This window comes from Streptomyces sp. NPDC057654 (assembly GCF_042800135.1).
Lineage (GTDB): Bacteria > Actinomycetota > Actinomycetes > Streptomycetales > Streptomycetaceae > Streptomyces.
The window spans coordinates 1-23,724 of the sequence record NZ_JBHVHQ010000035.1 but is presented as its reverse complement, the minus strand read 5'-3'; the positions used below and the strand labels follow the sequence as shown (position 1 = coordinate 23,724).

The following is a 23,724-nucleotide window of genomic DNA, read 5'->3' as shown; positions in this document are numbered from 1 at the left end:
ACCCTGCACCGCCGCTTCCAGGCGCAGCTGGGTACGACACCACTGGCCTGGCTCACAGCGGAACGACTCGCCCTCGCATGCCGGTTGATCGAACGGGGCGAGGCCCGCTTCGAGGTGGTCGCGCGCCGCAGCGGGCTCGGCACCGCCGCCAATCTGCGCGCGCTGATGCGCCGCGAGACGGGCATCACCCCGTCGGCGTACAAACGCCGGTTCGGGGCGGATGCGAATTGATCAAGGTCTCAAGGCATCAAGCATCAAGACCTCAGGCCTCAAGCTCTCAACCGAAGGAAATGGTGGCGTCGAGCATCTTGTGGTCCGACAGGCCCGTCTCGGTCACGCCGCAGCGGTACGCGGCCTGCTTCGGGCCGAAGATGTAGTCGAGCTTCAGCCTGCCGTTGGTGATCGCGCCGTCACGCCTGCCGCCTGCCGCCGACTGATCGCATTCCTGGAAACGGTCGTAGAACGGCGCCGTCACGTCCGCCGGCCCGTCCCCGTCCTCGTCGTCCGGCGGCGAGGTGTTGAGGTCGCCGCCGAAGACGGGGCGATAGCCCGGCTTGTCGACGGCCTTCAGCATCGTCTGCACCTGCGCCCTGCGGTAGCTGCCGTCGGGGTCGTCCCACTTGGCGCCGCCCGTGCTGAAGTGCGCGGCGCAGAAGTCGACCGCGAGCGACGGGGCGGTGGCGCAGATGGCGGTGCGCTGTTCCTTGCCCGGGGGAGAGGGGAGCGGGTAGGCGGCGTACCAGGTGTTCTCGTCCGGTACGGCCAGGGCGATACCGTACGAGCCCCGGTCCGCGCCGGTGCTGTCGGCGTGGCACTGCTTCTGCGCCGCGACCGCGCCGCCCGTACCGTCGACGAGGAGCTGGATCGGCGCGAACCGTACGGCCCAGCCGCGCCCGGTGACCTCGTTCAGCCGCTGCTCGACCGGCTGGGCGTGCTTCTCGCAGAACTCCTCCAGCAGCACGGCGTCCGCGGACGTCTTCTTGGCGCGCTGGGCGACGGCGTCGGCCAGCGGCGCGGCCGTCGAGCGGAAGAAGTGGCAGGCGGCGTCGCCGTTGTTGTTGGCGCAGGCGTTCCACTCCATGACATGCACGGTGTTCGCGGGGGCCGAATGGGCCGGGGCATCCGTACCGGAGCTGATGCCGCCCTCCTTCTGGAGCCGGAAACGCTCCCAGGACCCGGCCGTCGCGGAGCGGGCTCGCAGCAGTCCAGCGTCGCCGCCCGTGGCGTTGACCTCGGTGGATACGTACTTCCCCGTGGCCTGGGACCGCAGCGTGTAGGTCCCGTCGGCGGCGCGGTTCAGGACGAAGCGCTCCCAGGAGCCGAGGTGCGTGCCACGGGCACGCAGCATTCCGCTGTGGTTCCCCTGGTCCTCGATTTCGGTGGACACGTAGTCGCCATTGGCCTCGGAGCGCAGCGATACGGTCTTGCCGCCGTCATCGCTGTGCAGCGTGAACCGCTCCCACGAACCGGCGCTGTCGGAACGGGCGCGCAGCTTTCCGTAGTCGCTGCCGCTGTCGTGGATTTCGGCGGATATGTATTTGCCGTTCGCCACGGACTGGAGCGTCCATCTCTGCCCTGTCGACGAGGGCGGCGGCCCGGCTGCCTGGGCCTGCCCGGCGGGCAGACCCACGACCATGCCGGCTATGCCGAGCAGCGCGCAGCATATGGCGGCGAATGGGGAAAGGAAACGGCGCATTCAAGACTCCGTATCGAGAGAGCATCGCGAGAACGTCGAGGGAACATCGAGATGAATGGGACCGGCCCATTATGGACGGGGAGTCTGGCCGCCCGTACCCGGTGGCTTGTGGAGTTCTGTGCGGTATCAGGCTCAGGCGCCGGCGGACGCGGCGTCGGGCGAGGGGGCGGCTTCCGCCGCGTCGAGGCCGGCATCGGGCGCCTCTGAGCCGAATCCGGCGTCGGTCAGCACGGCGGCGGCCACTCCGCGGCCGACCTGGGCCAAGCCGATCAGCAGGTCCTCGCAGCCGATGCGGTCGGAGCCGTTCCGCTCGGATCGTGTCTCCGCGATGGCGATCGCCTTGCGGGAGTACGGAGTCCAGGCGATGCGCTCGGCGGCTTGTGAGGCGCCCATGCTCAGCCGGTCCGCGACCGACCGGTGTACGGTCTTCGGGGAGACCCCGGCGGCCTCCAGGAGTCGGGTGGCGCTGTTGTCCTCCGCCGTCAGCCCCCACAGGAGGTGTTCGGTACCGATGTAGTTGTTGCGGTGATGCACTGCCGCCCGCTTCACGTGGACCATCGCCTGGCGCAGATCCTCGGTCATCGTCTCGGGGCTGTAGCGCTTGTGCGGGACGTGAAAGCGCTGTTGGGCCGCTTGCCGGGTCACACCCAGGGACGAGCCGATATCCGTCCACGAGCTGCCGTGCATCCGGCAGTGCTCCACGTAGTCCTCGACCAAGTCATCGGCCAGGGCCTGTAGTTGCCCCGCGAGTTGAGCGGCGACGGTCAGCAGGGCGAGCCAGTCGGGCTGTTCCTCTCCGCCGGGGCGGTGTGCGGTGTCGCACCTTCGGTCGACTTCCGCGATGAGGTCGTCCAGGTCTGGAAGAGTCATGAGGCAAGTACGCCTTGACAATCCTTAACTGTCAAGGCCCACTTGCCTCATGACTGCTCGTCTGCTGGTCGAAGTCGTCGCCAGCCCGCTGCTCCGCCGGCGCGCCGGTCTCCCTGCGGTGCGCTTACTGCTCATCAATGTGTGGTGTCAGGAGGGTTGCCCCTGCGGGTCCACAGTGCGAGCGGCGACGGGGGTGGGGCGGTATTCGGCGTGGGTGGGTGCGGGCCCGTTTCGGATCCTGCGGGTCCACAGCGCCTGTAGTGACGGGTGGGGCGGTGGTGGTGCCCGCTGGAGGCTCCGCTGCGCTTCGCGGCTGGCTACCGGTAGGTAGGGTGCGGTTGCCGCCCGACAAAAGCGCCTTATGGGATGCGGAACCGGGCCGCAACTGCACTCAGTTGAAGGGTGAACCTGGCGTGTTGGACATACCGGGCGCGGCGGCCGTCGGAGTGGAGTTTCCCCAGCCGTGGGCCGCTCTTGTACGGGCGGAAACCGCCCCCTGAACGGCCAGTCGCCCCCGGGCGCAGTGCAGCGCGCCCTTCACTTCGGCTGCTGTGGGCCGCAGGCCCGAGACGCTCCCGCACCCGAGCCGCCGGACATCCACCTCATCGCGGCAGCAGCCAGCGGCGCAGCGCAGCGGAGCCAGCCTGAACCCCAGCCGCACGCCGAGCAGCAGGCAGCAAACCGACAGCTGCCCCGCCCCTTCCCTCCCGCTGCCGGCGCTCTGGACCCGGAGGGTCCGAGACGAAACCCGCACCCGGCCGAGCGCAATACCGCCCCACCCAACATCAGCCGCAGCACCCACCCTCACCCACGTACGTACGATCGGGCTCTCTCCGCGCTGGAAGGTGGTCGGTTCATGCCCGTGCCGGATCTGCTCGCTGTCTTTGCCCACCCGGACGACGAGTCGTTGTCAGCGGGCGGGGTCCTCGCCCGGCACGCGGCCGCCGGTGCGCGTACCGCCGTCGTCACGGCGACCTGGGCCGCGGACACCCCGCGAGCTGGGGAGCTGGCCGAGGCGCTGCGGATCCTCGGCGCAGGCGAGCCGCGGATGCTCGGCTGCGCCGATGCGCGGGTTCCGCAGTCGGCCCCGGGCTGTGAGCGGTTGTGCGATGCGCCGCTCGACGAGGCGGTGCGGCGGCTGGTGGTGCATATCCGTGCGTTCCGCCCGGACATCGTGGTCACCCATGACGCCTACGGCGGGCTGCCCGGTCACCCAGATCATGTGCACACTCACCGGGTGACCGTGCTCGCTGCCCAGGCGGCCGGACTTGAGCTGCTCTACCCGGACGCCGGCACCCCCTGGCAACCGCATGCCTTGTACCTGGCCACGCACCCACACTCGGCCGTGCCTGCGCTGAGGGACGTAATCGGTGCGCGCAAGGCGCTGTACAGCGTCCCGGACGAACAGGTCACGACAACTGTCGGCGTCGGCCCGTGGCTGGAGCAGAAGATCGCCGCAGTACTGGCCCACCGCTCCGAGGTGGACCGCGGAGCCCTCCCGGGCAGGGTCGCCGACCTTCCGCCGGATGTACAGAGACGACTGTTCGCCACCGAGTGGTACACCCGCCACGCCCTCTCAACCGCCACATCGGCCGAGACGGAACTGACCGCCTGACTGACCACCCAGCCCAGGCCACGTCTTCAGAGGCTGTTCGATGTAATGCCCGCGCCTTCGCCGTGGGGTCGGAGGCGGATTTCGCGTCCCTGCCAGCGTTTTCGTAGCCAGCGGTCGTGGCTGGCCAGGACGATCGCGCCGGGGCCGGGGCCGGGGCCGGAGTCGGAGTCGGGGCCAGGGGCCAGGGCTTCTTCCAGTTCGTCGCACAGGCGTGGTGAGAGGTGGTTGGTGGGTTCGTCGAGGAGGAGGAGTTGTGGGGGGCGGGCTATCAGGAGGGCGAGGGCGAGGCGGCGGCGTTGGCCTACGGAGAGGTGGCTGACCGGTTTGGCCAGGTCTGTCTCGTGGAGCAGGCCCAATGAGTTCAGCGGTGTCGCCTCGGCGCGCTGGGTGCCGAGGGCCAGTTCGTAGGTGTCGCGGACGGAGCGGTCCGGGTGGTCGAAGGCGGTGTCCTGGGTGAGCAGGCCAACGGTCAGGGCGGCCCGGTGCCGCGCGTCGCCCTCCGGGGTGAGGCGCCCGGCGAGTACGGACAGCAGGGTCGACTTTCCGGAGCCGTTCACGCCGGTGATCAGGAGGCGGTCGGTCGCCGACACCTTGGCGCTCAGCGGTGCGAGCCGGCCCGGGACCCGTACGTTGTCCAGACGTACGAGCGGAGCGTCGTCGTCCGCCGCGGGTGCGGTGAGCGCCGGGCCCGCGAACCGCAGCGGCTTCGGCGGCTCGGCGACCCGGGTGCGTTCCAGCTCCGCCAGGCGGCGAGCGGCGTTGCGCACTCGTCGGGAGATCTGGCTCTGTACGCGGCCGGCGCGGTGGCCGTAGCCCATCTTCTCGTTGTCTCGGGGGCCGCGGTCCGGTGCGACGCGGTGCGCGGTGGTCCCGGCGGAGACGCGCAGGGCGGCCAGTTCTTCCTGTTCCTCGGCCCAGCGCCGTTCCCAGCGGCTCCGCTCGGCGCGTTTCTCCGCCAGGTAGGCGCTGTAGCCGCCGCCGTAGCGGACCGGGCCGTCCACCGCGGGGTCGAGGTCGATCAGGTCCGTGCATACGGCGTCAAGAAAGGCCCGGTCGTGGCTGGCGACCACGACGGCGCCGGGCAGGCCGCGTACCTGTTCCTCGATGAAGGCGGCGGCGCCGTCGTCGAGATGGTTGGTCGGCTCGTCCAGCAGCAGCGCGGCGGGACGCCGGATGAGCAGCGCGGCCAGCGCGAGGCGGCCTCGCCGGCCACCGGAGAGCGAACCGAGCGTCCGGTCGTGTCCGAAGGGGGCGAGGCCGAGGCCGTCGAGTACGAGCGCGGCCCGTCGTTCGGCGTCCCATGCCTCCCGGTCCTGGGCCTGTTCGAGCCGGAGGCCGTACGCGTCGAGCGCGGCGGCGTACTCGGGCGCGTCCTGCGCGGTGCGCGCGAGCCGTTCGGCCAGCCGCTCCAGTTCGGCGAGGTCCTCCCTGGCCTCGTACAGGGCGTCGTCAAGTACGTCGGTGATCGTCGCTTCGGCCTCGTACGGCATCTCCTGCCGCAGAAAGCCCAGGTCGGGCGGGCGGGTGACGCTGCCGGAGTCGGGTTCGTCCGGGCCGGCGAGCAGACGCAGCAGGGTGGACTTGCCGACTCCGTTCTCCCCGATCAGCCCGATGCGGCGGCCGGGCGAGGCGGTCAGGGAGACGCCGTCGAGCACGCGGCGGCCGCCGAGGGTGTGGACGAGGTCGTGGGCGAGCAGGGCGGGCTGAGGCCGCTGGGGCCGCTGGGGCCGCTGGGGCTGAGACATGGGTGGTCGTCCAACGTGTTCGGTGTTCGGCCCGCGGGGCGGCGGCGCCTCGTGCGCGGGCCAGGTCGACACGCCGACGGCTCACACCTCAGGGGCCGCCGTCTCCGTCAGCTCCCCGGCGGCCAGTCGCAGCCACCGGTTCACGCCGATCTCGCGCAGGAACCGCTCGTCGTGGCTGACCACCACGAAAGCCCCCTGATAGGAGTTCAGGGCGCTCTCCAACTGGCCCGCGCTGACCAGGTCGAGGTTGTTCGTCGGCTCGTCCAGCAACAGCAGATGCGGAGCCGGTTCCGCGCACAGCACACAGGCCAGGGTGGCGCGCAGCCGCTCGCCTCCGGAGAGCACGCGTACGGGCAGATGCGCGCGGGGCCCGCGGAAGAGGAAGCGGGCGAGCAGGTTCATCCGCTCCGCCTCCGGCCGCTCGGGGGCGTAGTCGGCGAAGTTCTCGGCGACCGTACGGTCCAGATCGAGCAGGTCGAGACGTTGCGAGAGGTAGGCGACACGGCCGTCGGCCCGCTTGATCTCGCCGGTCCCCATCTGGCCGGTCCCCATCTGGCCGGTCCCCATCTGGCCGGTCCCCATCTGGCCCGTTCCCATCTCGCCCGTTCCCGGCGTCAGGTCGCCGCTCAGGAGGCGCAGCAGCGTGCTCTTGCCGGCGCCGTTGGGGCCGGTCAGGGCGATGCGCTCCGGGCCCCGTACGGTCAGGTCGACGCCCTGACCTGCGAACACGTCCTTGTCGCCGAGGCGGACGCGCAGCCGCTCGCCGAGGAACAGGTTGCGCCCCGCGGGCACATTGGTGTCCGGCAGGTCGAGCGTGATGCGCTGCTCCTCGCGCAGCGCGCGACCGGCCTCGTCCAGCCGGGCCTTCGCCTCGCCGACCCGGCCCGCGTGCATCTGGCCGGCCCGGCCCGCGGACTCCTGCGCGCCGCGCTTCATGTTGCCCGCGAAGATACGGGGCAGACCGGCGCTCTTCAGGTTGCGGGCGGCGTTGCTCTGCCGGCGGTCGGCACGCTCGCGGGCCTGCTGCATCTCCCGCTTCTCCCGTTTCAGCTCCTGTTCAGCGTTGCGTACGTTCTTCTCGGCGACGTCCTGCTCGGCTCGTACGGCCTCCTCGTACGCGGTGAAGTTACCGCCGTAGACGCGGAGTTCGCCGCGGCCGAGTTCGGCGACGCGGTCCATGCGGTCCAGCAGGGCGCGGTCGTGGCTGACCAGGAGAAGGCAGCCGTTGAAGTCCTCCAGGACGTCGTAGAGCTTGTGCCGGGCGTCGCGGTCGAGGTTGTTGGTGGGCTCGTCGAGCAGCAGCGCGTCGGGCCGCTTCAGCAACTGGGCGGCGAGGCCGAGCGAGATGACCTGGCCGCCGCTGAGCGTGCTCAGGCTGCGATCGAGGGTCAGACCGGCCAGGCCGAGGCGGTCCAGCTGGGCGCGGGTGCGTTCCTCGATGTCCCAGTCGTCGCCGATCGCGGTGAAGTGCTTCTCGTCGACGTCCCCGGACTCGACGGCGTCGATGGCCCGGATGACCTCGGCGATGCCCAACACGTCGGCGACCGTGACGGTCGCGAGGTCGCCGGTCAGGGGCAGGCTCTGCGGGAGGTAGCCGAGGGTCCCGGCCACGGAGACCGCCCCGGCGGCGGGCCGCAGCTCACCGGCGATGAGCTTGAGCAGCGTGCTCTTGCCGGCGCCGTTCGGCGCGACGAGGCCGGTGCGGCCGGGGCCGACGGTGAAGGACAGGCCCTGGAAGACGGGGGTGCCGTCGGGCCAGGCGAAGGACAGGTTCGAGCAGACGATGCAGGCATCGGACATGGAGGTGACCTCGTGGGGCTCGTGGGGCCAGGGCAGCGAAGACACTTCTGCCCTGGCGGCAGACAAGGGAGAGGGGACGACAGCGAGGCCACGACGGCGGCGCTTCCACGCACCGGCCGGTGGCCTGTCGGGTCCGGGTATCACCCGGAGATGTCGTCGTCCACCACCATGTCTGGGCTCCTCAGCACGGAATCAAGGTCATTGGCAGGGTAACAGGAGGGGCTGGGTCTGGCCTCCGGCTCGGGCTCTGGCTCCGGCTCTGGGAGACAGGCGGCACTACGCCGAGGGAGGAGGTCGCCGTAGCCAGTCGCCCTGACCAGCGCACACCGCGACCGAAGCTCTCCTGCCGACGCTTTCCCCGGTCCTCTCCGGCCGTCTCCGGCGGAGGCGGCTGGGGCCTATGCCCGAGGTGTCCGGATGTCTATTCAGTCTCGATGATCTCCTCCGTGGAAAAGTCGCCCATATTGATGTCGTCAACGAGTGTCGCCCAAAATCCATCCTGGATGAAGGCGCTCGGGTCAATCTCCCGTACGATCCGCTCTACGTCTGCTGCGGCAGTTTTGAACTCGCTCTCATCGCTGTCCGATCCATAAAACGGGAACCGTTCAAAGAACGCTCTTACGATTTCCGTGAAAGCAGGAAGTGATGAGTTCATCAGGCGTAGTTGATCTGCGCCTGGAACATGCTGGACGACTTCACCCGTCACGGTGTTGAGCAGGGTGCTTCCAAAGACGCCGTTTGAACCGAACCTCACGAAGCCCCCATGTCCCGTACCCGAGACCTTCGTCAGAGCGTCGGCAGCCTCGTACCGGTATCCGACCATTTCAGCTGGGGCCTCGATCATCAGATCCGGCCCTTCCCAGTCCGGGTCTTCAGCCCCTGATCCATGGATCTGCACCATGGAAAAGGTCGGCCAGTTCTTGTGAGTTATATCCACCATTGGAATTTTTACTCGACTCTCTTAGCGAAGGTGGCTTATCAGGTGGTGCCTCGTCCGTCGGCCCAGCTCAACCAGCAGCCAGCAGCCCCGAAACCGCCCATAGACGTATCCAGTTCGCGACCCGGTCCGAGCGAAGGCCCCATCCTCACAGGTCAGATCATGGTCGGAGCCATAGTCGGATCGCGGCTGCGGTGAGTGTGCCGTCGAAGACATAGACGATCCGGTCGATCACGGCACGCGGGTCGGGCCCTGCGAGCCGCGCGGCAGGGTGGTTCTGGGTCCACCCCTGTGGGGGTGCTGGACCGCTGGTGGGTCGAACGGGCCGTTCATAGCGTTGTGTTCATGACGAATGACACGAACGAAAACACGAACGAAGACCGAAAAGGAACCACCCGGCGGACGGCGCTGCGTGGGCTGGGACTCGCGGTGGGGGGCATGGCGCTGACCACCGGGCTCGGAGCCTCGCCGGCCGCGGCGGCCCCGCGTCGCAGGACCGCAACGTACGTGCTGGTGCACGGTACCCACAGCGCCGGCGCGTTCTGGATGCCGATCGCGCGGGAACTGGTGCTGCGCGGCCACCGCGTCGTCATGGTCGACCAGCCGCAACACGGCGCGGAGGCATTCGTGGCGGAGTCGTACCAGCGGCAGGACCTCGCGGCGATGGCGGTCGAGCCCTCCCCGCTGAAGGGCCTCGGGCTGGACGACTACGAGGCGCGCGTCACGGGCATCGTGCGGCAGGCCGCACGGAACGGCCCGGTGGTGCTGGTCGGGCACAGCCTGGGTGGTGTGTCGGTCAGCCGTGTCGGCGAAGCCGTCCCGCACCTGCTTCACCACATCTGCTACATGGCGGCCTTCTGTCCCAGCCGCGCCATGCCCACGGCGGACGCCTGCACGGCGGCGCCCAAGAACGCGAACGCCGTCAGCCCGGTGGAGCTGGTGGTGGGTGACATGGACCGGCTCGGGGTACTGCGGCTGAACTTCCGTACGGGTGTCAGCAGTGAGCTGGCCCTCCTGAAGGAGATGATCTGCGCGGACTACCCCGACGCCGACTTCCGCCGGATGCTGGCCGGCATGCAGACCGACGAGCCCATCACCGCCTATGCGGGCCGAGCGGTCGGCCGGGCCGGCAACTGGGGACGCATTCCCCGCACGTACCTGCGTTTCGGCAGGGACCGTACGATCGCCACCGCGCTCCAGGACAGAATGATCGCGGAAGCCGACGCGTCCACACCCGGCAACAGGTTCCGCGTGCACGATTTCCCCGGGGCGTCACACGTCGGCCCTCTGGATCCCACCCCGGTCGCGGACGTCCTGGACACGCTCGCAAGGTAGAGGGGCTAGGTTCTGGGTTCCGTCCGTCCGTCCGTCCGTCGGATTATGCGGCCTTCTGATCGACCACTCGTTGGTCCGGTCATACGTCGGGGGGAGTCGGGGGAGTCGGGGGGGATCTGACGAATCGCGAGTGGTCGCTTCTGGGGCCGGACCCGCCGCCGACGACGACTGGTCGATGGTCGATGGTCGGAGTCGACTCGGCGTCCTGCCGGGCCCGCCCGCGGGTCACGACGGACTCGGACGGTACCGGGATCCCCCTGAGGAAAACCCCACGCCCGCCGTCTGGTTGGCCGGATGTCGCGTGGTGCCGGGGATGCCTATGGTCTCGGCATGAAACGAATGAGCAGTGCAGTGATGGCCGCGGCGGTGTCGGTGGCGCTGGCAGTGAGCGGTGCGACGGCCGCGGTCGCGCAGGGGGGCGAGGAGTCCCGGGCCGTCGCGTCGGCGCCGGCCGCGGCAGACGCACAGCGGGGTGCCCTTGTGTCGGTCCAGCGCCTTCGGACGCTGACTGCGCGCCAGGTCACGGACGAGTTGGCGGGAGACAGAGCGGGGGCTTGGGATACCGGCGCCGTACGGTACGGGCTGGACACCTACCGGATCGTGTACCGCACGGTGGACCCCCACGGCCGGCCCACCACTGCCAGCGGCCTGCTGGCCCTCCCCCGCAGCGGCGAACGGCGCCTGAGAACTGTGTCCTTCACGCACGGCACCGAACTGTCCAAGGAAGCTGTCGCCTCCGTCTCTACCAGCGTCTGGAGCCAGGCCCCCGCCCTGACCTACGCGTCCGCGGGGTTCGCCGCCGTGCTCCCCGACTACCTCGGATTAGGGCTGGGCCCCGGCCCCCACCCCTGGATGGACGTGCGCTCGGAGACGACCGCCGCCCTGGACATGCTGCGGGCGTCCCGCGCCGTCGTACGGGCGAAGGGTCGGGAGCTGCGGCGCGAGGTGCTGGGCACGGGGTTCTCGCAGGGCGCGTCGGCGGCGCTGGGGCTGGCCCGGTCGCTACAGGACGGCGCCGACGGATGGTTCCGGCTACGGGCGGTGGCCCCCATCAGCGGTGGCTACGCGTTCCGGGACGCGGAGCTGCCCGCGCTGCTGGCCGGGCGCACGGCGCCCAAGGCGAGTGTGATCTATGCGGCGCTGACCCTGGTCGCCTTCAACCGTCTGCACCATCTGTACGGCACGCCGGCCCAGGTGTTCCGGGCCCCGTACGACCGGACGGTCGAAGGTCTGCTGGACGGTACCCACACCGGTCCTGAGATCGAAGCCGGTACTCCTGCTTCCCTCGACGCGCTGCTCACACCACGAGGACGGGCGATGCTGGCCCACCCCACCGGCAGGCTGGCGGCGGCCCTGCGGGTCGCCGACGGCGTGTGCGGCGACTGGACGCCGAAGGCTTCGGTCCGGCTGTACTACGCCGACCAGGACGAGCAGGCCGTCACCGCGAACACCGCCCACTGCCACGCCGACCTGCACTCTCACGGCATCGACGCTCCGCTGGTCGGCCTCGGCAGCCCGGACTACGGCGGCTCCCGCCACTTGGGCTCCCAGCAGGCCGGAACCGCTGCCGTCGTACGGTGGTTCCGCTCCCTGCGGTAGCCGGGCAGCCACAGCCGCCACCTGCGACGAGTCCCGTTTAGCATGAGTCGCATGGACCACATGAACGACCCGTACGACCTGCGCGAGGGCGTGCCCTCCGTGGACGTCTTCCGTCGCCTGCGCACCGACGCCGGGCTCTCCGACCACGATCCCGAAGCGGTGGCGCCGGCGCTGACCGGCACCTGGTACGGCGTCGTCCTCTGCTTCGAGGACGAGCCCATCGGGATGGGGCGGATCGTCGGCGACGGCGGTACCGCCTTCCAGATCGTCGATATCTGCGTACACCCCGCGCACCAGGGGAAGGGCCTCGGTCGGCGCATCATGGCCGCGCTCACCGAGGAGCTGGAGCGGCGGGCGCCCGCTACCGCGTACGTCTCGCTGATCGCTGATGGACCGGCGCGTTTCCTCTACGAGAAGTTCGGCTTCGCCGACACCGCCGAGCACGGGTCGATCGGTATGTACCGCTTCATGCGGGGCGGTTGACCACCCCGTCGGCCTGGTGAGCTGGTTGCCTGTGCTGCGTGCTCGTCTCGGCCTCCCTCGTTCGGGTGGTCCGTTCAACCGGGCTTTTCAGCCGCTCAGTTGAGGGAAAGACCTCATCAGCTCTCCCTCCCTCGTCGCGTTGAAAGGAACCCTCCATGCCTCCTGCCGCTGTGGCGACCGAGACCACCGAGGACGTCTTCGACCTCGACCTGCGTGAAGTGACCGAGCAAACCGAGCAAGAGAACGTCCAGCCGGTGCGTCTCACCGAGAAATTCAGCTTCTGCATGTGCACCCCAGGCGTTGCGTGACTGCCGCCTGCGGCAGCGGGGCCATGGCTCGTGCCGGATTTCCTGACGCCTGTCGGTTGATAGAGGCGGCTTGGCGCGGGTAACAGAAATACGGCCTCAAGACCGTGGCTCGCTCGCAGCGCGTGTCCTGTGACCTGGTGGGGGATGGTGGGAACACAGGGAGGGGCTCGTGCTCGATCGCGTGTTGGAGGTGCTGGCCGCGGCTGGAGGGGCGGCAGTGGCCGCGGCCGTTGGGGCGGGTGCGTGGGCCGTGATGCGGCGCGCGGTGGCTCGGTGGGCCGGCCGAGGAGATGCCCGACGCGAGCCGGCCGAGCTCGACCGCCTGGACGAAACCGCAGCGGCACTGCGCGATACCGGTCCCGATACCGATACCGATACCTATCCCGATACCTATGCCGATACCGATCCCGAGGAGCGGCGGCAGGCCCGTCACGCCCCCAGCGGCGATGTCCGGGCCGGTTCCGGCGGTCTTGCCGTCGGCGGTGATGTGGCGATCCACGCGGAGGGCGGGGGGATCGCCGCCGGGATAGTTCAGGGAGGCGCACGTCTCGGCCGCCCTCGGGTGCCGGCTCCGCGCCTGGGCTGAGCGGACCGGCGTCCATCCCAGAGCCCGTGAGAGCCGTCGAAGAAGCCCGAGCCGAAGAAGTCCGGGCCGAAGAAGTCCGAGCCGACGGGATACAGGCTGACGGGATACACGCCGACGCCCGAAGCGGCGGGCTGGCCATCGGGTACGTCGCCGGGGGCGGCCAGGTCACCTACTGCGCGGTGGCCCGAAGCGGTCGCGGCTCATCGGTGGTGAGCAGGCCGCATCAGGTCGGCGTCCTGCCCCGGCCGGCCCACTGCTTCCAGGACCGGGCCGCCGTCACCGAGGTGGAGCGGGCGCTCTCCGCGGCCGGAGCGTCGCCGCCGTGCCTGGTGGTGACCGGTATGGGCGGAGTCGGCAAGACGCAGCTCGCCGCCCGGTGTGCCGGCGCCCTGCGGGCGTCCGGGAGCCTGGATCTGCTGGTGTGGATCAGCGCCGGCACCCGGGCCGCGATCGTCGCCGGTTACGCGCAGACCGCCGCCGAGGTGCTCGGCTCCGACGCCCGCGACCCCGAGCAGGCGGCACGCGCGTTCCTCGCCTGGCTGGAACCGGGGCGCCCCGCGGAGCGGCACACCTGGCTCGTCGTACTCGACGACCTCGCCGACCCCGCCGACCTGCGCGGGCTGTGGCCCCCTCGCAGCCCGCGGGGACACACACTGATCACCACGCGGCGCCGCGATGCCGCGCTCGCGCACCAGGACCACCAGGCCGTGCACGTAGACCTGTTCACCGCCGACGAGTCGGCCGCCTATCTCGCCACCGCCCTCGCCGCCCACGGCCGCACCGAGTCGCCGCGACAGCTCGCCGCCCTGGCCGACGAGCTGGGCCATCTGCCCCTGGCCCTGTCCCAGGCCGTCGCCTATCTCGTCGACGCCGGGATGGGCTGCGCCGAGTACCGCGTCGAGCTCGACGACCGCGCCCGGACGCTCGCCGCGCTGCTGCCCGAGCCCTGCGGGCTTCCGGACGACCAGACCGATGCTGTGTCCGCCGCGTGGTCGCTGTCCGTCGAGCGCGCGGACCGGATGCGGCCCGCCGGGCTGGCCCGTCCCATGCTGCAACTCCTTTCCGTACTCGACGCCCAGGGCGTCCCCGCCTCCGTCGTGCGCAGCCCGCCCGCTCTCGCCCATCTGGCCGGGCGCCGCACCGCCGCGTGTTCGGGCGCGTACGAGGTCACGGAGCGGGACGCCGTCCTGGCGCTGCGCGCACTGCACCGTCTGAGCCTCGTCGACCACACCCCTGACAGCTCCGTGCAGACGGTTCGCGTCCACCACCTCGTCCAGCGCGCCACCCGGGACGACCTGCCGCGGGACGAGCTCGCCCGGCTCGCGCGCACCGCCGCCGACGCGCTGATCCACGTATGGCCCGAGACCGAGACCGACGTCCTCCTCGCGCAGGCGCTGCGCGCCAACGCCCAAGCGCTGACGGGTTGTTGTGAGGATTCCTTGCTCGGCTCCGACGGCCCGCACACGGTGCTCTTCCGTACCGGTCAGAGTCTCGGCGCGACCGGCCAGACGGGGGCCGCCGTGGCGTACTTCCGCCGCCTGACCGTCATGGCGCGCGCCCGGTACGGCGCCGGGCATCCCGATACGCTGTCCGCCCGGCACAACCTGGCGCTGTGGCGCGGCATGTCGGGCGATCCCGGCGCGGCGGCGACCGCCTTCGCGGGGCTGGTCTCCGACCGTACGCGCTGCCAGGGTCCGGACCACCCCGACACCCTCGCCGCCCGGCACGCCCTCGCCCACTGGCGCGGGGAGGAGGGGGACCCGCATGCCGCCGTGGCCGACTTCGCGCGCCTCGTCGCGGACACGCTACGGGCCGTGGGCCCCGACCATCCGGAAACGCTCGCCGCCCGGCAGGCCTTCGGCCGCTGGCAGGGGGAGACCGGTGACGCGCCCGCCGCCGTGGACGCCCTGACGGCGACGGTCTCCGACCGGAGCCGGATCCAGGGGTCCGACGCCCCCGACACCCTCAACGCCCGTCATGAGAAGGCGCGTTGGCTGGGCGAGGCGGGAGACGCAGGTGGAGCCGTGGCGGAACTGGCCGCGCTGGTCGACGACCGGGGCCGGATCCAGGGCCCGTACCATCCCGACACCCTCAACACCCGGCACAACCTCGCGCATTGGCGTGGCCAGGCACACGGCGCACGCAGCGCCGTGGCGGAACTGACCGCACTGCTCGACGACCGTATGCGGATCCAGGGTCCGTACCATCCGGACACCTTCAGCACTCGCCACAATCTCGCCCACTGGCGGGGGCGAGCGGGGGACGCCGCCGCTGCCACAGCCGACTTCGCCGAACTGGTCGCCGACCGCGTCCGCTTCCAGGGATCGGACCATCCCGGCACCCGCGCCGCCCGGCATGCCCTCGCGTACTGGCAGGCGCGTCGGCGCCGCTGATGGCCGCCGTCACGTGTGGAGGGCGTCGCGCAGGAGCCGTCCGCCCCGGCACGGCTACGCCCCCGCTCCCCGCGCCGCCGCCTCCTCCCGCAGTTCGATCTTGCGGACCTTGCCGCTGACCGTCATCGGGAAGGCGTCGAGGATGCGCAGATAGCGCGGGACCTTGTAGTGCGCGAGCCGCCCCCGGCAGTAGCGGGCCAGTTCCTCGCGGCTGAGCGTCCCGGCGCGGTCGCGGAGTATGACGCAGGCCATGATCTCCTCGCCGTACTTCTCGTCGGGGACGCCGATGACCTGTACGTCCGAGATCTTGGGGTGGGAGTAGAGGAACTCCTCGATCTCGCGCGGATAGACGTTCTCGCCGCCGCGGATGATCATGTCTTTGATGCGGCCCACGATCACCACATAGCCGTCCTCGCGCATGACCGCGAGGTCGCCGGTGTGCATCCAGTGGCTGCGGTCGACGGCCTCGGCGGTGCGCTCGGGCTCGTCCCAGTAGCCGAGCATCACCGAGTAGCCGCGGGTGCACAGCTCGCCGGCCTCGCCGCGCTCCAGGGTGACCCCGGTCGCCGGGTCCACGACCTTCACCTCGATGTGCGGCAGCACCCGGCCGACCGTGCCGGTGCGGCGCTCCAGGTCGTCCTCGCGCCGGGTCTGGGTGGAGACCGGCGACGTCTCGGTCATGCCGTAGCAGATGGACACCTCGGCCATGTTCATCTCGCCGACCACGCGCTTCATCACCTCGGCGGGGCACGGCGAGCCCGCCATGATGCCGGTGCGCAGCGTCGAGAGGTCGTACGCGGCGAAGTCCGGCAGCTCCAGTTCGGCGATGAACATGGTGGGGACGCCGTACAGCGAGGTGCAGCGCTCGCGTTCGACGGCGTGCAGGGTGGCGGCGGCGTCGAAGGACGGCGCGGGGATGACCACGCACGCGCCGTGGCTGGTCGCGCCGAGGTTGCCCATCACCATGCCGAAGCAGTGGTAGAAGGGCACGGGCAGGCAGATCCGGTCCCGTTCGGTGTAGCCGACGGTCTCTCCCACGAAGTAGCCGTTGTTGAGGATGTTGTGGTGGGAGAGGGTGGCGCCCTTGGGGAAGCCGGTGGTGCCCGAGGTGTACTGGATGTTGACGGGGTCGTCGCAGGAGAGCTGCGCCTCGCGCTCGGCGAGCCGCTCGTGCCGCACCCCGGCCCCCGCCCGTATCAGGCCCTGCCAGGTCGGATCGCCGATGTAGACGACGTCGCGCAGCGCGCGGCAGCGGGAGCGGACCTGCTCGACCATCCGCCGGTAGTCGCTGCTCCTGTGCTCGACGGAGGCGATCAGCACCTCGATGCCGGACTGCCCGAGCACGTACTCCAGCTCGTGCACGCGGTAGGCCGGGTTGACGTTGACCATGATCGCGCCGATCCGCGCGGTGGCGTACTGGACGAGCACCCACTCGGGGCAGTTGACCGCCCAGATGCCGACCCGGTCGCCTTTCGCGACGCCCTTGGCGAGCAGCCCGAGGGCGACCTCCTCGACGGCCTCGCCGAACTCCGCGTACGTCCAGCGGCGGCCGCTCGGGACGTCGACGAGCGCGTCCCGCTCGCCGAACCGCTCGACGGCGCGGGCCAGGTTCGCGCCGATCGTGTCGCCGAGCAGCGGGGCGTCGCCGGCGCCGCTCGCGTACGACAGGGAGCTCTGCGGTGCGCTCATCGGTGGTCTTCCTCTCGGAACTCCGCGCCGCCGCCCTGCGCCGTGCGCTCGCGCAGCTCGATGCGGCGGATCTTCCCGGAGACGGTCTTGGGCAGCTCCGCGAACTCCAGGCGGCGGATGCGCTTGTACGGCGCGAGGGCCGCCCGCGAGTGGGCGAAGATCGCCGTGGCGGTCTCGCTGTTCGGCTCCCAGCCCGCCGCGAGGACGATGTACGCCTTGGGCACCGCGAGCCGCAGCGGGTCGGGGGCGGGGACGACGGCGGCCTCGGCGACGGCCTCGTGCTCCAGCAGCGCGCTCTCCAGCTCGAAGGGCGAGATCTTGTAGTCGGACGCCTTGAAGACGTCGTCGGCGCGGCCGATGTAGGTGATGTAGCCGTCCGCGTCGCGCGAGCCGATGTCGCCGGTGCGGTAGTAGCCGCCCGCCATCGCCTCGGCGGTGCGCTCCGGGTCGCCCTCGTACCCCGTCATCAGCCCGACGGGCCGGGCGGAGAGGTCGAGGCTGATCTCGCCCTCGTCGCCGGGCTTGCCGGTGACCGGGTCGAGGAGGGCGACGGTGAAGCCGGGGCTGGGGCGGCCCATGGAGCCGGACTTGATTCTCTGGCCGGGACAGTTGGCGATCTGCACGGACGTCTCGGTCTGCCCGAACCCGTCGCGGATGGTCACGCCCCAGGCGCGCCGCACGGAGTCGATGACCTCGGGATTGAGCGGCTCGCCGGCGGCGACGGCCTCCCGGGGCGGGGTGCGCAGCGCGCCGAGGTCGGCCTGGATGAGCATCCGCCACACAGTGGGCGGCGCGCAGAAACTGGTGATGCCGCAGCGGTCCATTTCGCTCATGAGGCGGGCGGCGTCGAAGCGCGTGTAGTTGTGGACGAAGACGGTGGCCTCGGCGTTCCACGGGGCGAACAGGTTCGACCAGGCGTGCTTGGCCCAGCCGGGCGAGGAGATGTTGAGGTGGACGTCGCCGGGCCGCAGCCCGATCCAGTACATCGTGGACAGATGGCCGATGGGGTACGAGACATGGGTGTGCTCGACCAGCTTCGGCTGGGCCGTGGTCCCGGAGGTGAAGTACAGCATGAGGGGGTCGTCCGCGAGGGTGGGCCCGTCCGGCTGGTACGCGCCGGGGCACTGGTAGGCGTCCTCGTAGGGGAGCCAGCCGCCGTCCGTGCCGTCCGCGCTTCCGGTGCCTCCGCCCACCACGATGCGCGTGTAGTCGCCCGGCACGTCGGTGAACTTCTCGCGGTCCTCGGCCCGTACGAGCACATGGGCGGCGTGGCCGCGCTCGATGCGGTCGGCGAGGTCGGCGGTGCCGAGCAGCGGGGTGGCGGGGATGACGACGGCGCGCAGCTTCATCGCGGCGAGCGCGGTCTCCCACAGCTCGGCCTGGTTGCCGAGCATGACGACGATCCGGTCCCCGGCCCGTACGCCCTGGGCGCGCAGCCAGTTCGCGACCCGCCCGGAGCGGTCGCGCAGCGCGTCGAAGGAGAGCCGGGTCTCGCCGCCGTCCTCCTCCACGATCCACAGGGCGGTCCGCTCGTTGCCCGCGGCGATCCGGTCGAACCAGTCGAGCGCCCAGTTGAATTCCCGGGGGCGGGGCCAGGAGAATCCAGCGCTGGCGGCCGTGTAGTCCTCCCGGTGCCCGAGCAGAAAATCCCGCGCCGCGCGGAACTCTTCGGTCACGTCGGTTGCCGTCACATGTCCTCCTCGTTGCAGAACCCGCTCGTTAGCATCGTGCGACGAGTGATCTGAGTCTCACCACCCCCGGACGGGGGTGGCCGCACTTCGCGAATTCGGGGAGATGGCCGTGGCACATCCGGACGGGGCGACAGAGGTACGTGCGGCGCTGCTGCGGATGCGCCGGTGCAGCGGGCTGCCGGTCGCCTTCGGCGGGCTGTTCGCGGGGCCGCGGCAGTTCCGGATCTCGGAGCTGGCCGGCACGGAGTCGGGGGCGCTGGGCGGGCTCGCGATCCGGCCGGGGGCGGGGCTCGGCGGCAAGGCGGCGACGCTGAGCCGGCCGCTGTCCGTGACGGATTACCACGCCTCGCGCGTGATCAGCCATGAGTACGACGCCGCGGTGGCGGCGGAGGGGCTGCGCTCGATACTGGCGGTGCCCGTGGTCGTACGGGGCCGGGTGCGGGGCGTGCTGTACGGGGCGCTGCGGCAGCCGCTCGCGCTGGGCGACCGGCCGCTGTCGGCGGCGGTGGAGGCGGCCCGCGAGCTGGAGCAGGCGCTCGCCGTGCGGGACGAGACGCGGCGGCTGCTGGCCATGGCCCGGCAGCCGTCGGCCGATCCGGCGGTGTGGGAGGAGGTGCGCGAGGCGCACGGCGATCTGCGGGCGCTGGCGCACCGGGTGTCCGACCCCGAGCTGCGGCGGGAGCTGCTGGCGGCGTGCGGGCGGCTGGCGGCGGCCTCGGGCGCGGTCCCGGAGCGGGGGCAGCCGGCGGTGGAGCTGTCGCCGCGCGAGGTGGACGTGCTGGCGCAGGTGGCCGCGGGCGCGACGAACGCGGGCGTGGCGGAGCGGCTGGGGCTGCGGCCGGAGACGGTCAAGAGCTATCTGCGGTCGTCGATGCGGAAGCTGGGCGCGCACACCCGGCTGGAGGCGGTGGTGGCGGCCCGCCGGGCGGGGCTGCTGCCGTGACGCGCGTGACGTGACGGTGCGCTGCCGGTGCCGGTGGCGTGGTGCTGCGCGGTGGAGCGGTGCTGCGCGGTGGCTCACGGTGAGGTGCCGCCCTGGGGTGACCGTCGTCGGCGCGCCACGTCGGAGTGAAGACGCCGTGTAGTGACGACTCGTTCGAGTGAATTCGAGGGAACGACGCGCCCGAGGGGGTGACCCGACCCCCGTGACGGGTCACCCCCTCGGTTCTCACACCTGGTACGTCACAGCCCGGCCAGCCGTTCAAAGGGGAACGGCGGCTGGGCCAGTGGGCGGACCGCGAGCCGTGTGAGCGGCAGCGCGTTGTCGTCGCCCGCCGTCCGGTTGGCGTGCAGGACGCCGCAGCCGGTGCAGCGGTGGACGATCACCCACTCGCCGTCCTTGCGGACGGATATGGCGAGCGGCTCCATCCGCGCACCGCAGTCGGCCGCCCGGTCGCCGGGGGTGTCGTCGAGGTGACGGCTCCACAGGCAGTTCGGGCAGTGGTTGCGGTGGCTGGTGCCGACGGCGCTCATCGGTACGTCGAGGCCGCAGTTGAGGCAGCGGAAGGAAGGGACACGCGCTTGCTTGGCGGTGGTGCGCCGATCGCGGTGATCGTGATATTCGCGGAATTCATTGTCGTTGCGGCTGTATTCACGGTGTTCGCGGTGGTTGCGGTGGTTGCGTTGATCGCGATGGTCGCGGTTGTCGCGGTTGTCGCGGGACATGGTGAAGAGGACTCCTGGCTGCTGCGAGCTGACGGGACCGTGGGATCACCGCTCGCGCCCGAGGAGTACGTGCCGTGTCAGCCCTGCCGCGGGGGCAGCGCCGACGGTGCGGACCGTCCTCGATGACGAGAGCAGTTCCGCGGGGCCCCGGGCATACAACACCACCTCTTCCGCACCGCCCCGGCCGAGTTGCCGGGGTCGCGTGTCGTCCTCGATGAAAACCGGTGCCCCCTCATCGCGGCAACAGGTTTTCGGCGGGGGCGCGGATTGCCGTGGTCTACCCGGCGTCCAGGCCGAGGAGCCCGGCGAGGGCGGGCGCGTACAGGTCGGCCACCTCGTCCGCGGTGAGGTCGGCGATGACGGGGACGCGCAGCAGATAGCGGGTGAGAGCGAGGCCGAGGAGCTGCGAGGAGAGCAGCCCCGTGCGGCGGGCGTCGGTGACCGTGGCGAGCGCGGGCACGACCTGCCCGGCCAGGATGGCGCGTACGCGCTCGGCGGCCCGCTCGTTGGTGACGGCGCAGCGCAGCAGGAGCATCAGCGCGTCGTCGGCGGGGTCGCCCTCCCAGCGGTCGAGGAAGTGGCGCACGAGCCGCCGCGGGATGTCGGCGCGCGGCACGTCCCGCAGGTCCGGCAGGCGCAGGTCGATGGCGAGGGCGGCCTCGAAGAGCCGGTCCTTGCTGCCGTAGTAGCGCATGACCATCGCGGGGTCGATCCCGGCGTCGGCGGCCACGGCGCGGATGGTGGTGCGGTCGTACCCGTGCTCGGCGAAGCGGCGGCGGGCGGCGTCGAGAATGGCGGCGCGCGTGCCGTCCGACCGCCGTACGGCACGGTCCTCGCGCCCGCCGCGACTGTCGCTCCCGGTCTGTGTCGTCACTCCGCCGACTGTAGGCCAACGGCCGTTGACAGGTCACCGGCCGGGACGCGGGGCCCTTCGGCCGGCGCCCGCGACGCCTCGTCGGCAGGCCTCGGGCGGATGCCGGGCGTCGTCGGTGTCAACAGCTCGTCAAATCACCGTGAAGGGGAATCAACAGCATGTCAGGGCCCGGTACCGGGCCGCCACGGGCGGCCTAGCGTGTGGAGTGCACTGTTCCGACGCCTTGCAAGGACCGTCATGCATATCAGCCGCACCCCCGCCGACACCTTCTCCGCCGAGCCGCGCTCCGCCGGCGCCGCCTGCGCCTCGGAGGACGGCGAGCCCTCCGATAGCAGCGCGGCAGGGCCGCTGTACGTACCCGTGCGGACCTGCCCCGCCGGCTACGCCCTGCGCGTCTTCCGCACCCCGCTCGGCACCCGGACCGCCGTCGCCTTCACCTCCAGGCGGCGGCTCTCGCACGTCCTGGGCCCTCAGCAGCCCTTCATCCGGCTCGCCCGGCCCGCCGTGCTGGCGCTGGCCGAACCCCTCGGCATCGCACGGCTCTCGGTTGACCCGCTGCTCACTGCCCGCCCGCCGAAGGCGCGGCAGCCCGAGCCCGGCCCGAAGCCGCGTGCGCCCCGGCGGCCCTCCTGGGACCCCGACGCGGTCGGCGCGCTGCGCGTGACCGGCGCGGCGGCGGCCGTGGCCGCCCTCCAGGCCTTCCTCACCTGAGCCGGGCCCCCGGCCCCGCCCGCGCGTATCCGGTCGCCCACGTGCTTACGGCCGTCCGTACGCCCCTGCCTGCCCGCATCCATCCCCGCTCGACGGCTCCCCGCAGCGGTCTCCCCGCTCTGCCCCCGAAGGAGGCACTCCCATGTCTCTGTCACTCGCGCCCGTACCCCCGCCGCTGTCCCCGCCGCCCGCCGAGGTGAGCGCGGCGTCCTCCCCGTGGCCCGCGTCGACGCGGGTCCTGCCGTCGGGCGACCTCGCGGTCGGCGGCGTCGCGCTCGCCCGGCTCGCGGACCGCTTCGGCACCCCCGCCTACGTCATCGACGAGGAGGAGGTACGGACGCGGGCCCGCGCCTGGCGGGCGGCGCTGCCGGACGCCGAGGTCGCGTACGCGGGCAAGGCGTTCCTCTCCCGCGCCATGGTCCGCTGGGTCGAGGAGGAGGGGCTGTCCCTCGACGTGTGTTCGGCGGGCGAGCTGGAACTGGCCGCCCACGCGGGGTTCCCGGCCGCCCGGCTCGTCCTGCACGGCAACGCCAAGAGCCCCGCCGACCTGCGTACCGCGCTGCGGCTGGGCGTCGGCCGGATCGTCATCGACTCCACGGGCGAGATCGCGCGGCTCGCCGCCCTGGTGCCCGCCGGCAGCCGGCAGCGGGTGCTGGTGCGCGTCGTGCCCGGAGTGGAGGCGGGCGCGCACGCGGCCGTACGGACCGGGGTGGAGGGCCAGAAGTTCGGGGTGCCGGTGGCGGGCGGCGAGGCGGCGGACGCGGTGGCGCGCGTCCTCGGCCAGCCCCGGCTGGACCTGGTCGGCCTGCACTGCCATCTCGGCTCGCAGATCACCGGCCTGGACCCGTACGTCACGGCCGTACGGCGGCTGGTGCCGCTGCTCGCCGAGATCCGCGACCGGCACGGCGTGACGCTGCCCGAGCTCGACCTCGGCGGCGGCTTCGCCATCCCCTACCGGGCGGGCGAACCGACGCTGGAGCCGCGGGCGTACGCGGACCGGGTCTGCGGTGAACTCGCGCTGCGCTGCGCCGAGTTCGGCCTTCCCGTGCCCCGGCCGGCGATCGAGCCGGGGCGGTGGATCGCGGGCCCGGCGGGCGTCGCACTGTACCACGTGCTGTCTGTCAAGCACACGGGCGACCGCACGTTCGTCGCCGTCGACGGCGGCATGAGCGACAATCCGCGCCCCGCCCTGTACGGGGTCCGCTACACCGTCCGGCTGGTGGGCCGCGCCTCCGACGCGGCTCCCCGCGCCGTGACGGTCGTCGGCCGGCACTGCGAGGCGGGCGACGTGCTCGCCGAGGGCGTCGAGCTGCCCTCGGACATCCGCCCCGGCGACCTCCTCGCCGTCCCGGCCGCCGGCGCGTACCACGTCTCCATGGCCTCGGGGTACAACCTCGTGGGCCGGCCGCCGGTGGCCGCCGTCCGGGACGGCCACGCCCGGCTGCTCGTACGCCGCGAGACGCTCGCGGACCTGCGGAGCCGCGACGTCGGCGAATGACACGGGGCTGCGGCCGGGACGAGCGCCCGCCGGCCCCCGGCCGCAGTCCGTCCAGCCTTCACGGTCGCGGGATTCGGCACGTATATCCTGCATTGTGCTCCAGCGGTCCGAAGTGGTCCGGTCACCTCGCGGGCCGGGCGGCGGCGTCCGCCCGGTGTGCCTGCCGATGTCCAGCGACCGCGACCGTGAAGGAATCCCGATGCCCGACCGCCGGAAACCGCCCCGGAAG

At 71.6% G+C, this 23,724-nt stretch carries 20 protein-coding genes; 11 read left to right on the top strand and 9 right to left on the bottom strand.

The window, feature by feature from the left end; translation table 11 throughout:
* On the top strand, positions 1-231 hold a 231-nt coding region (locus ACFU99_RS05455; RefSeq protein WP_384386137.1), incomplete at its 5' end, for a helix-turn-helix domain-containing protein.
* A 46-nt stretch (positions 232-277) separates the two neighbouring features.
* Here the strand turns inward: ACFU99_RS05455 and ACFU99_RS05450 are convergent.
* The gene (locus tag ACFU99_RS05450) at positions 278-1,696 is read right to left on the bottom strand and encodes an endonuclease/exonuclease/phosphatase family protein (protein WP_384386135.1); all 1,419 of its coding nucleotides are present in this window, start codon (positions 1,694-1,696) and stop codon (positions 278-280) included.
* 132 nt (positions 1,697-1,828) lie between these two features.
* Entirely contained in the window at positions 1,829-2,566 is a 738-nt protein-coding gene (locus ACFU99_RS05445) for a Clp protease N-terminal domain-containing protein (protein WP_384386132.1), read from the bottom strand.
* Positions 2,567-3,422: 856 nt separating this feature from the next.
* On the opposite strand from ACFU99_RS05445, the gene ACFU99_RS05440 reads away from it, so the two are divergent.
* Positions 3,423-4,181 carry a PIG-L family deacetylase gene (locus tag ACFU99_RS05440; protein WP_384386129.1) on the top strand — a complete coding sequence of 253 codons (759 nt, stop codon included), beginning with the start codon at positions 3,423-3,425 and terminating at the stop codon, positions 4,179-4,181.
* Positions 4,182-4,207: 26 nt separating this feature from the next.
* On the opposite strand, the gene ACFU99_RS05435 is transcribed toward ACFU99_RS05440, so the two are convergent.
* From ACFU99_RS05435 to ACFU99_RS05425, 3 genes are all read right to left on the bottom strand, one after another.
* Positions 4,208-5,926, bottom strand: a complete 1,719-nt coding sequence (locus ACFU99_RS05435; protein ID WP_384386126.1) for an ABC-F family ATP-binding cassette domain-containing protein — start codon at positions 5,924-5,926, stop codon at positions 4,208-4,210.
* Between the two features lie 81 nt (positions 5,927-6,007).
* Entirely contained in the window at positions 6,008-7,726 is a 1,719-nt protein-coding gene (locus ACFU99_RS05430) for an ABC-F family ATP-binding cassette domain-containing protein (protein WP_384386124.1), read from the bottom strand.
* A 421-nt stretch (positions 7,727-8,147) separates the two neighbouring features.
* The gene (locus ACFU99_RS05425; protein ID WP_384386121.1) at positions 8,148-8,666 is read right to left on the bottom strand and encodes an SUKH-4 family immunity protein; all 519 of its coding nucleotides are present in this window, start codon (positions 8,664-8,666) and stop codon (positions 8,148-8,150) included.
* A gap of 435 nt (positions 8,667-9,101) precedes the next feature.
* Here ACFU99_RS05425 and ACFU99_RS05420 point away from each other — a divergent pair, with 435 nt between their 5' ends.
* From ACFU99_RS05420 to ACFU99_RS05395, 6 genes are all read left to right on the top strand, one after another.
* The gene (locus ACFU99_RS05420; protein WP_384386140.1) at positions 9,102-9,998 is read left to right on the top strand and encodes an alpha/beta hydrolase; all 897 of its coding nucleotides are present in this window, start codon (positions 9,102-9,104) and stop codon (positions 9,996-9,998) included.
* A 330-nt stretch (positions 9,999-10,328) separates the two neighbouring features.
* Positions 10,329-11,597 (top strand): lipase, encoded by a 1,269-nt coding sequence (locus tag ACFU99_RS05415; RefSeq protein WP_384386119.1) that lies wholly within the window; start codon positions 10,329-10,331, stop codon positions 11,595-11,597.
* Between the two features lie 51 nt (positions 11,598-11,648).
* Positions 11,649-12,080: a GNAT family N-acetyltransferase gene (locus tag ACFU99_RS05410; protein ID WP_384386118.1), complete on the top strand. Its 432-nt coding sequence runs from the start codon at positions 11,649-11,651 to the stop codon at positions 12,078-12,080.
* Between the two features lie 170 nt (positions 12,081-12,250).
* Complete coding sequence (locus tag ACFU99_RS05405; RefSeq protein ID WP_384386115.1) at positions 12,251-12,388, top strand: hypothetical protein; 138 nt, start codon at positions 12,251-12,253, stop codon at positions 12,386-12,388.
* Positions 12,389-12,557: 169 nt separating this feature from the next.
* Complete coding sequence (locus ACFU99_RS05400; RefSeq protein ID WP_384386112.1) at positions 12,558-12,974, top strand: hypothetical protein; 417 nt, start codon at positions 12,558-12,560, stop codon at positions 12,972-12,974.
* A gap of 26 nt (positions 12,975-13,000) precedes the next feature.
* Positions 13,001-15,367, top strand: a complete 2,367-nt coding sequence (locus ACFU99_RS05395) for an NB-ARC domain-containing protein (protein WP_384386109.1) — start codon at positions 13,001-13,003, stop codon at positions 15,365-15,367.
* 54 nt (positions 15,368-15,421) lie between these two features.
* Here the strand turns inward: ACFU99_RS05395 and ACFU99_RS05390 are convergent, their stop codons facing one another.
* Positions 15,422-17,056 (bottom strand): AMP-binding protein, encoded by a 1,635-nt coding sequence (locus ACFU99_RS05390; RefSeq protein WP_384386107.1) that lies wholly within the window; start codon positions 17,054-17,056, stop codon positions 15,422-15,424.
* A complete protein-coding gene (locus ACFU99_RS05385; protein WP_384386105.1) occupies positions 17,053-18,747 on the bottom strand; it encodes an AMP-binding protein in 1,695 nt (564 codons plus the stop codon). The genes ACFU99_RS05390 and ACFU99_RS05385 overlap by 4 nt, the downstream gene beginning before the upstream one ends.
* 103 nt (positions 18,748-18,850) lie before the next feature.
* Here ACFU99_RS05385 and ACFU99_RS05380 point away from each other — a divergent pair, with 103 nt between their 5' ends.
* Positions 18,851-19,690: a response regulator transcription factor gene (locus tag ACFU99_RS05380; RefSeq protein ID WP_384386102.1), complete on the top strand. Its 840-nt coding sequence runs from the start codon at positions 18,851-18,853 to the stop codon at positions 19,688-19,690.
* Between the two features lie 239 nt (positions 19,691-19,929).
* Here ACFU99_RS05380 and ACFU99_RS05375 read toward each other — a convergent pair whose 3' ends face one another.
* Both ACFU99_RS05375 and ACFU99_RS05370 read right to left on the bottom strand, forming a co-directional pair.
* Positions 19,930-20,412, bottom strand: a complete 483-nt coding sequence (locus tag ACFU99_RS05375; protein ID WP_384386099.1) for an RNHCP domain-containing protein — start codon at positions 20,410-20,412, stop codon at positions 19,930-19,932.
* A gap of 277 nt (positions 20,413-20,689) precedes the next feature.
* Complete coding sequence (locus ACFU99_RS05370; RefSeq protein WP_384386096.1) at positions 20,690-21,286, bottom strand: TetR family transcriptional regulator; 597 nt, start codon at positions 21,284-21,286, stop codon at positions 20,690-20,692.
* 237 nt (positions 21,287-21,523) lie between these two features.
* Between ACFU99_RS05370 and ACFU99_RS05365 the strand changes: the two genes are divergently transcribed.
* On the top strand, positions 21,524-21,997 hold the full coding sequence (locus ACFU99_RS05365; protein ID WP_384386093.1) for an SAV_915 family protein: 474 nt from the start codon (positions 21,524-21,526) through the stop codon (positions 21,995-21,997).
* Between the two features lie 142 nt (positions 21,998-22,139).
* Positions 22,140-23,495 carry a diaminopimelate decarboxylase gene (gene lysA / locus ACFU99_RS05360; protein ID WP_384386090.1) on the top strand — a complete coding sequence of 452 codons (1,356 nt, stop codon included), beginning with the start codon at positions 22,140-22,142 and terminating at the stop codon, positions 23,493-23,495.
* Positions 23,496-23,724: the final 229 nt, after the last annotated feature.

Bases quoted from the DNA above. Each gene is read 5' to 3' on its own strand.
- ACFU99_RS05450 (WP_384386135.1), bottom strand. From the start codon at position 1,696: ATGCGCCGTTTCCTTTCCCCATTCGCCGCCATATGCTGCGCGCTGCTC.
- ACFU99_RS05445 (WP_384386132.1), bottom strand. From the start codon at position 2,566: ATGACTCTTCCAGACCTGGACGACCTCATCGCGGAAGTCGACCGAAGG.
- ACFU99_RS05440 (WP_384386129.1), top strand. From the start codon at position 3,423: ATGCCCGTGCCGGATCTGCTCGCTGTCTTTGCCCACCCGGACGACGAG.
- ACFU99_RS05435 (WP_384386126.1), bottom strand. From the start codon at position 5,926: ATGTCTCAGCCCCAGCGGCCCCAGCGGCCCCAGCGGCCTCAGCCCGCC.
- ACFU99_RS05430 (WP_384386124.1), bottom strand. From the start codon at position 7,726: ATGTCCGATGCCTGCATCGTCTGCTCGAACCTGTCCTTCGCCTGGCCC.
- ACFU99_RS05425 (WP_384386121.1), bottom strand. From the start codon at position 8,666: ATGGTGGATATAACTCACAAGAACTGGCCGACCTTTTCCATGGTGCAG.
- ACFU99_RS05420 (WP_384386140.1), top strand. From the start codon at position 9,102: ATGGCGCTGACCACCGGGCTCGGAGCCTCGCCGGCCGCGGCGGCCCCG.
- ACFU99_RS05415 (WP_384386119.1), top strand. From the start codon at position 10,329: ATGAAACGAATGAGCAGTGCAGTGATGGCCGCGGCGGTGTCGGTGGCG.
- ACFU99_RS05410 (WP_384386118.1), top strand. From the start codon at position 11,649: ATGGACCACATGAACGACCCGTACGACCTGCGCGAGGGCGTGCCCTCC.
- ACFU99_RS05390 (WP_384386107.1), bottom strand. From the start codon at position 17,056: ATGAGCGCACCGCAGAGCTCCCTGTCGTACGCGAGCGGCGCCGGCGAC.
- ACFU99_RS05380 (WP_384386102.1), top strand. From the start codon at position 18,851: ATGGCCGTGGCACATCCGGACGGGGCGACAGAGGTACGTGCGGCGCTG.
- ACFU99_RS05375 (WP_384386099.1), bottom strand. From the start codon at position 20,412: ATGTCCCGCGACAACCGCGACAACCGCGACCATCGCGATCAACGCAAC.
- ACFU99_RS05365 (WP_384386093.1), top strand. From the start codon at position 21,524: ATGCATATCAGCCGCACCCCCGCCGACACCTTCTCCGCCGAGCCGCGC.
- lysA (WP_384386090.1), top strand. From the start codon at position 22,140: ATGTCTCTGTCACTCGCGCCCGTACCCCCGCCGCTGTCCCCGCCGCCC.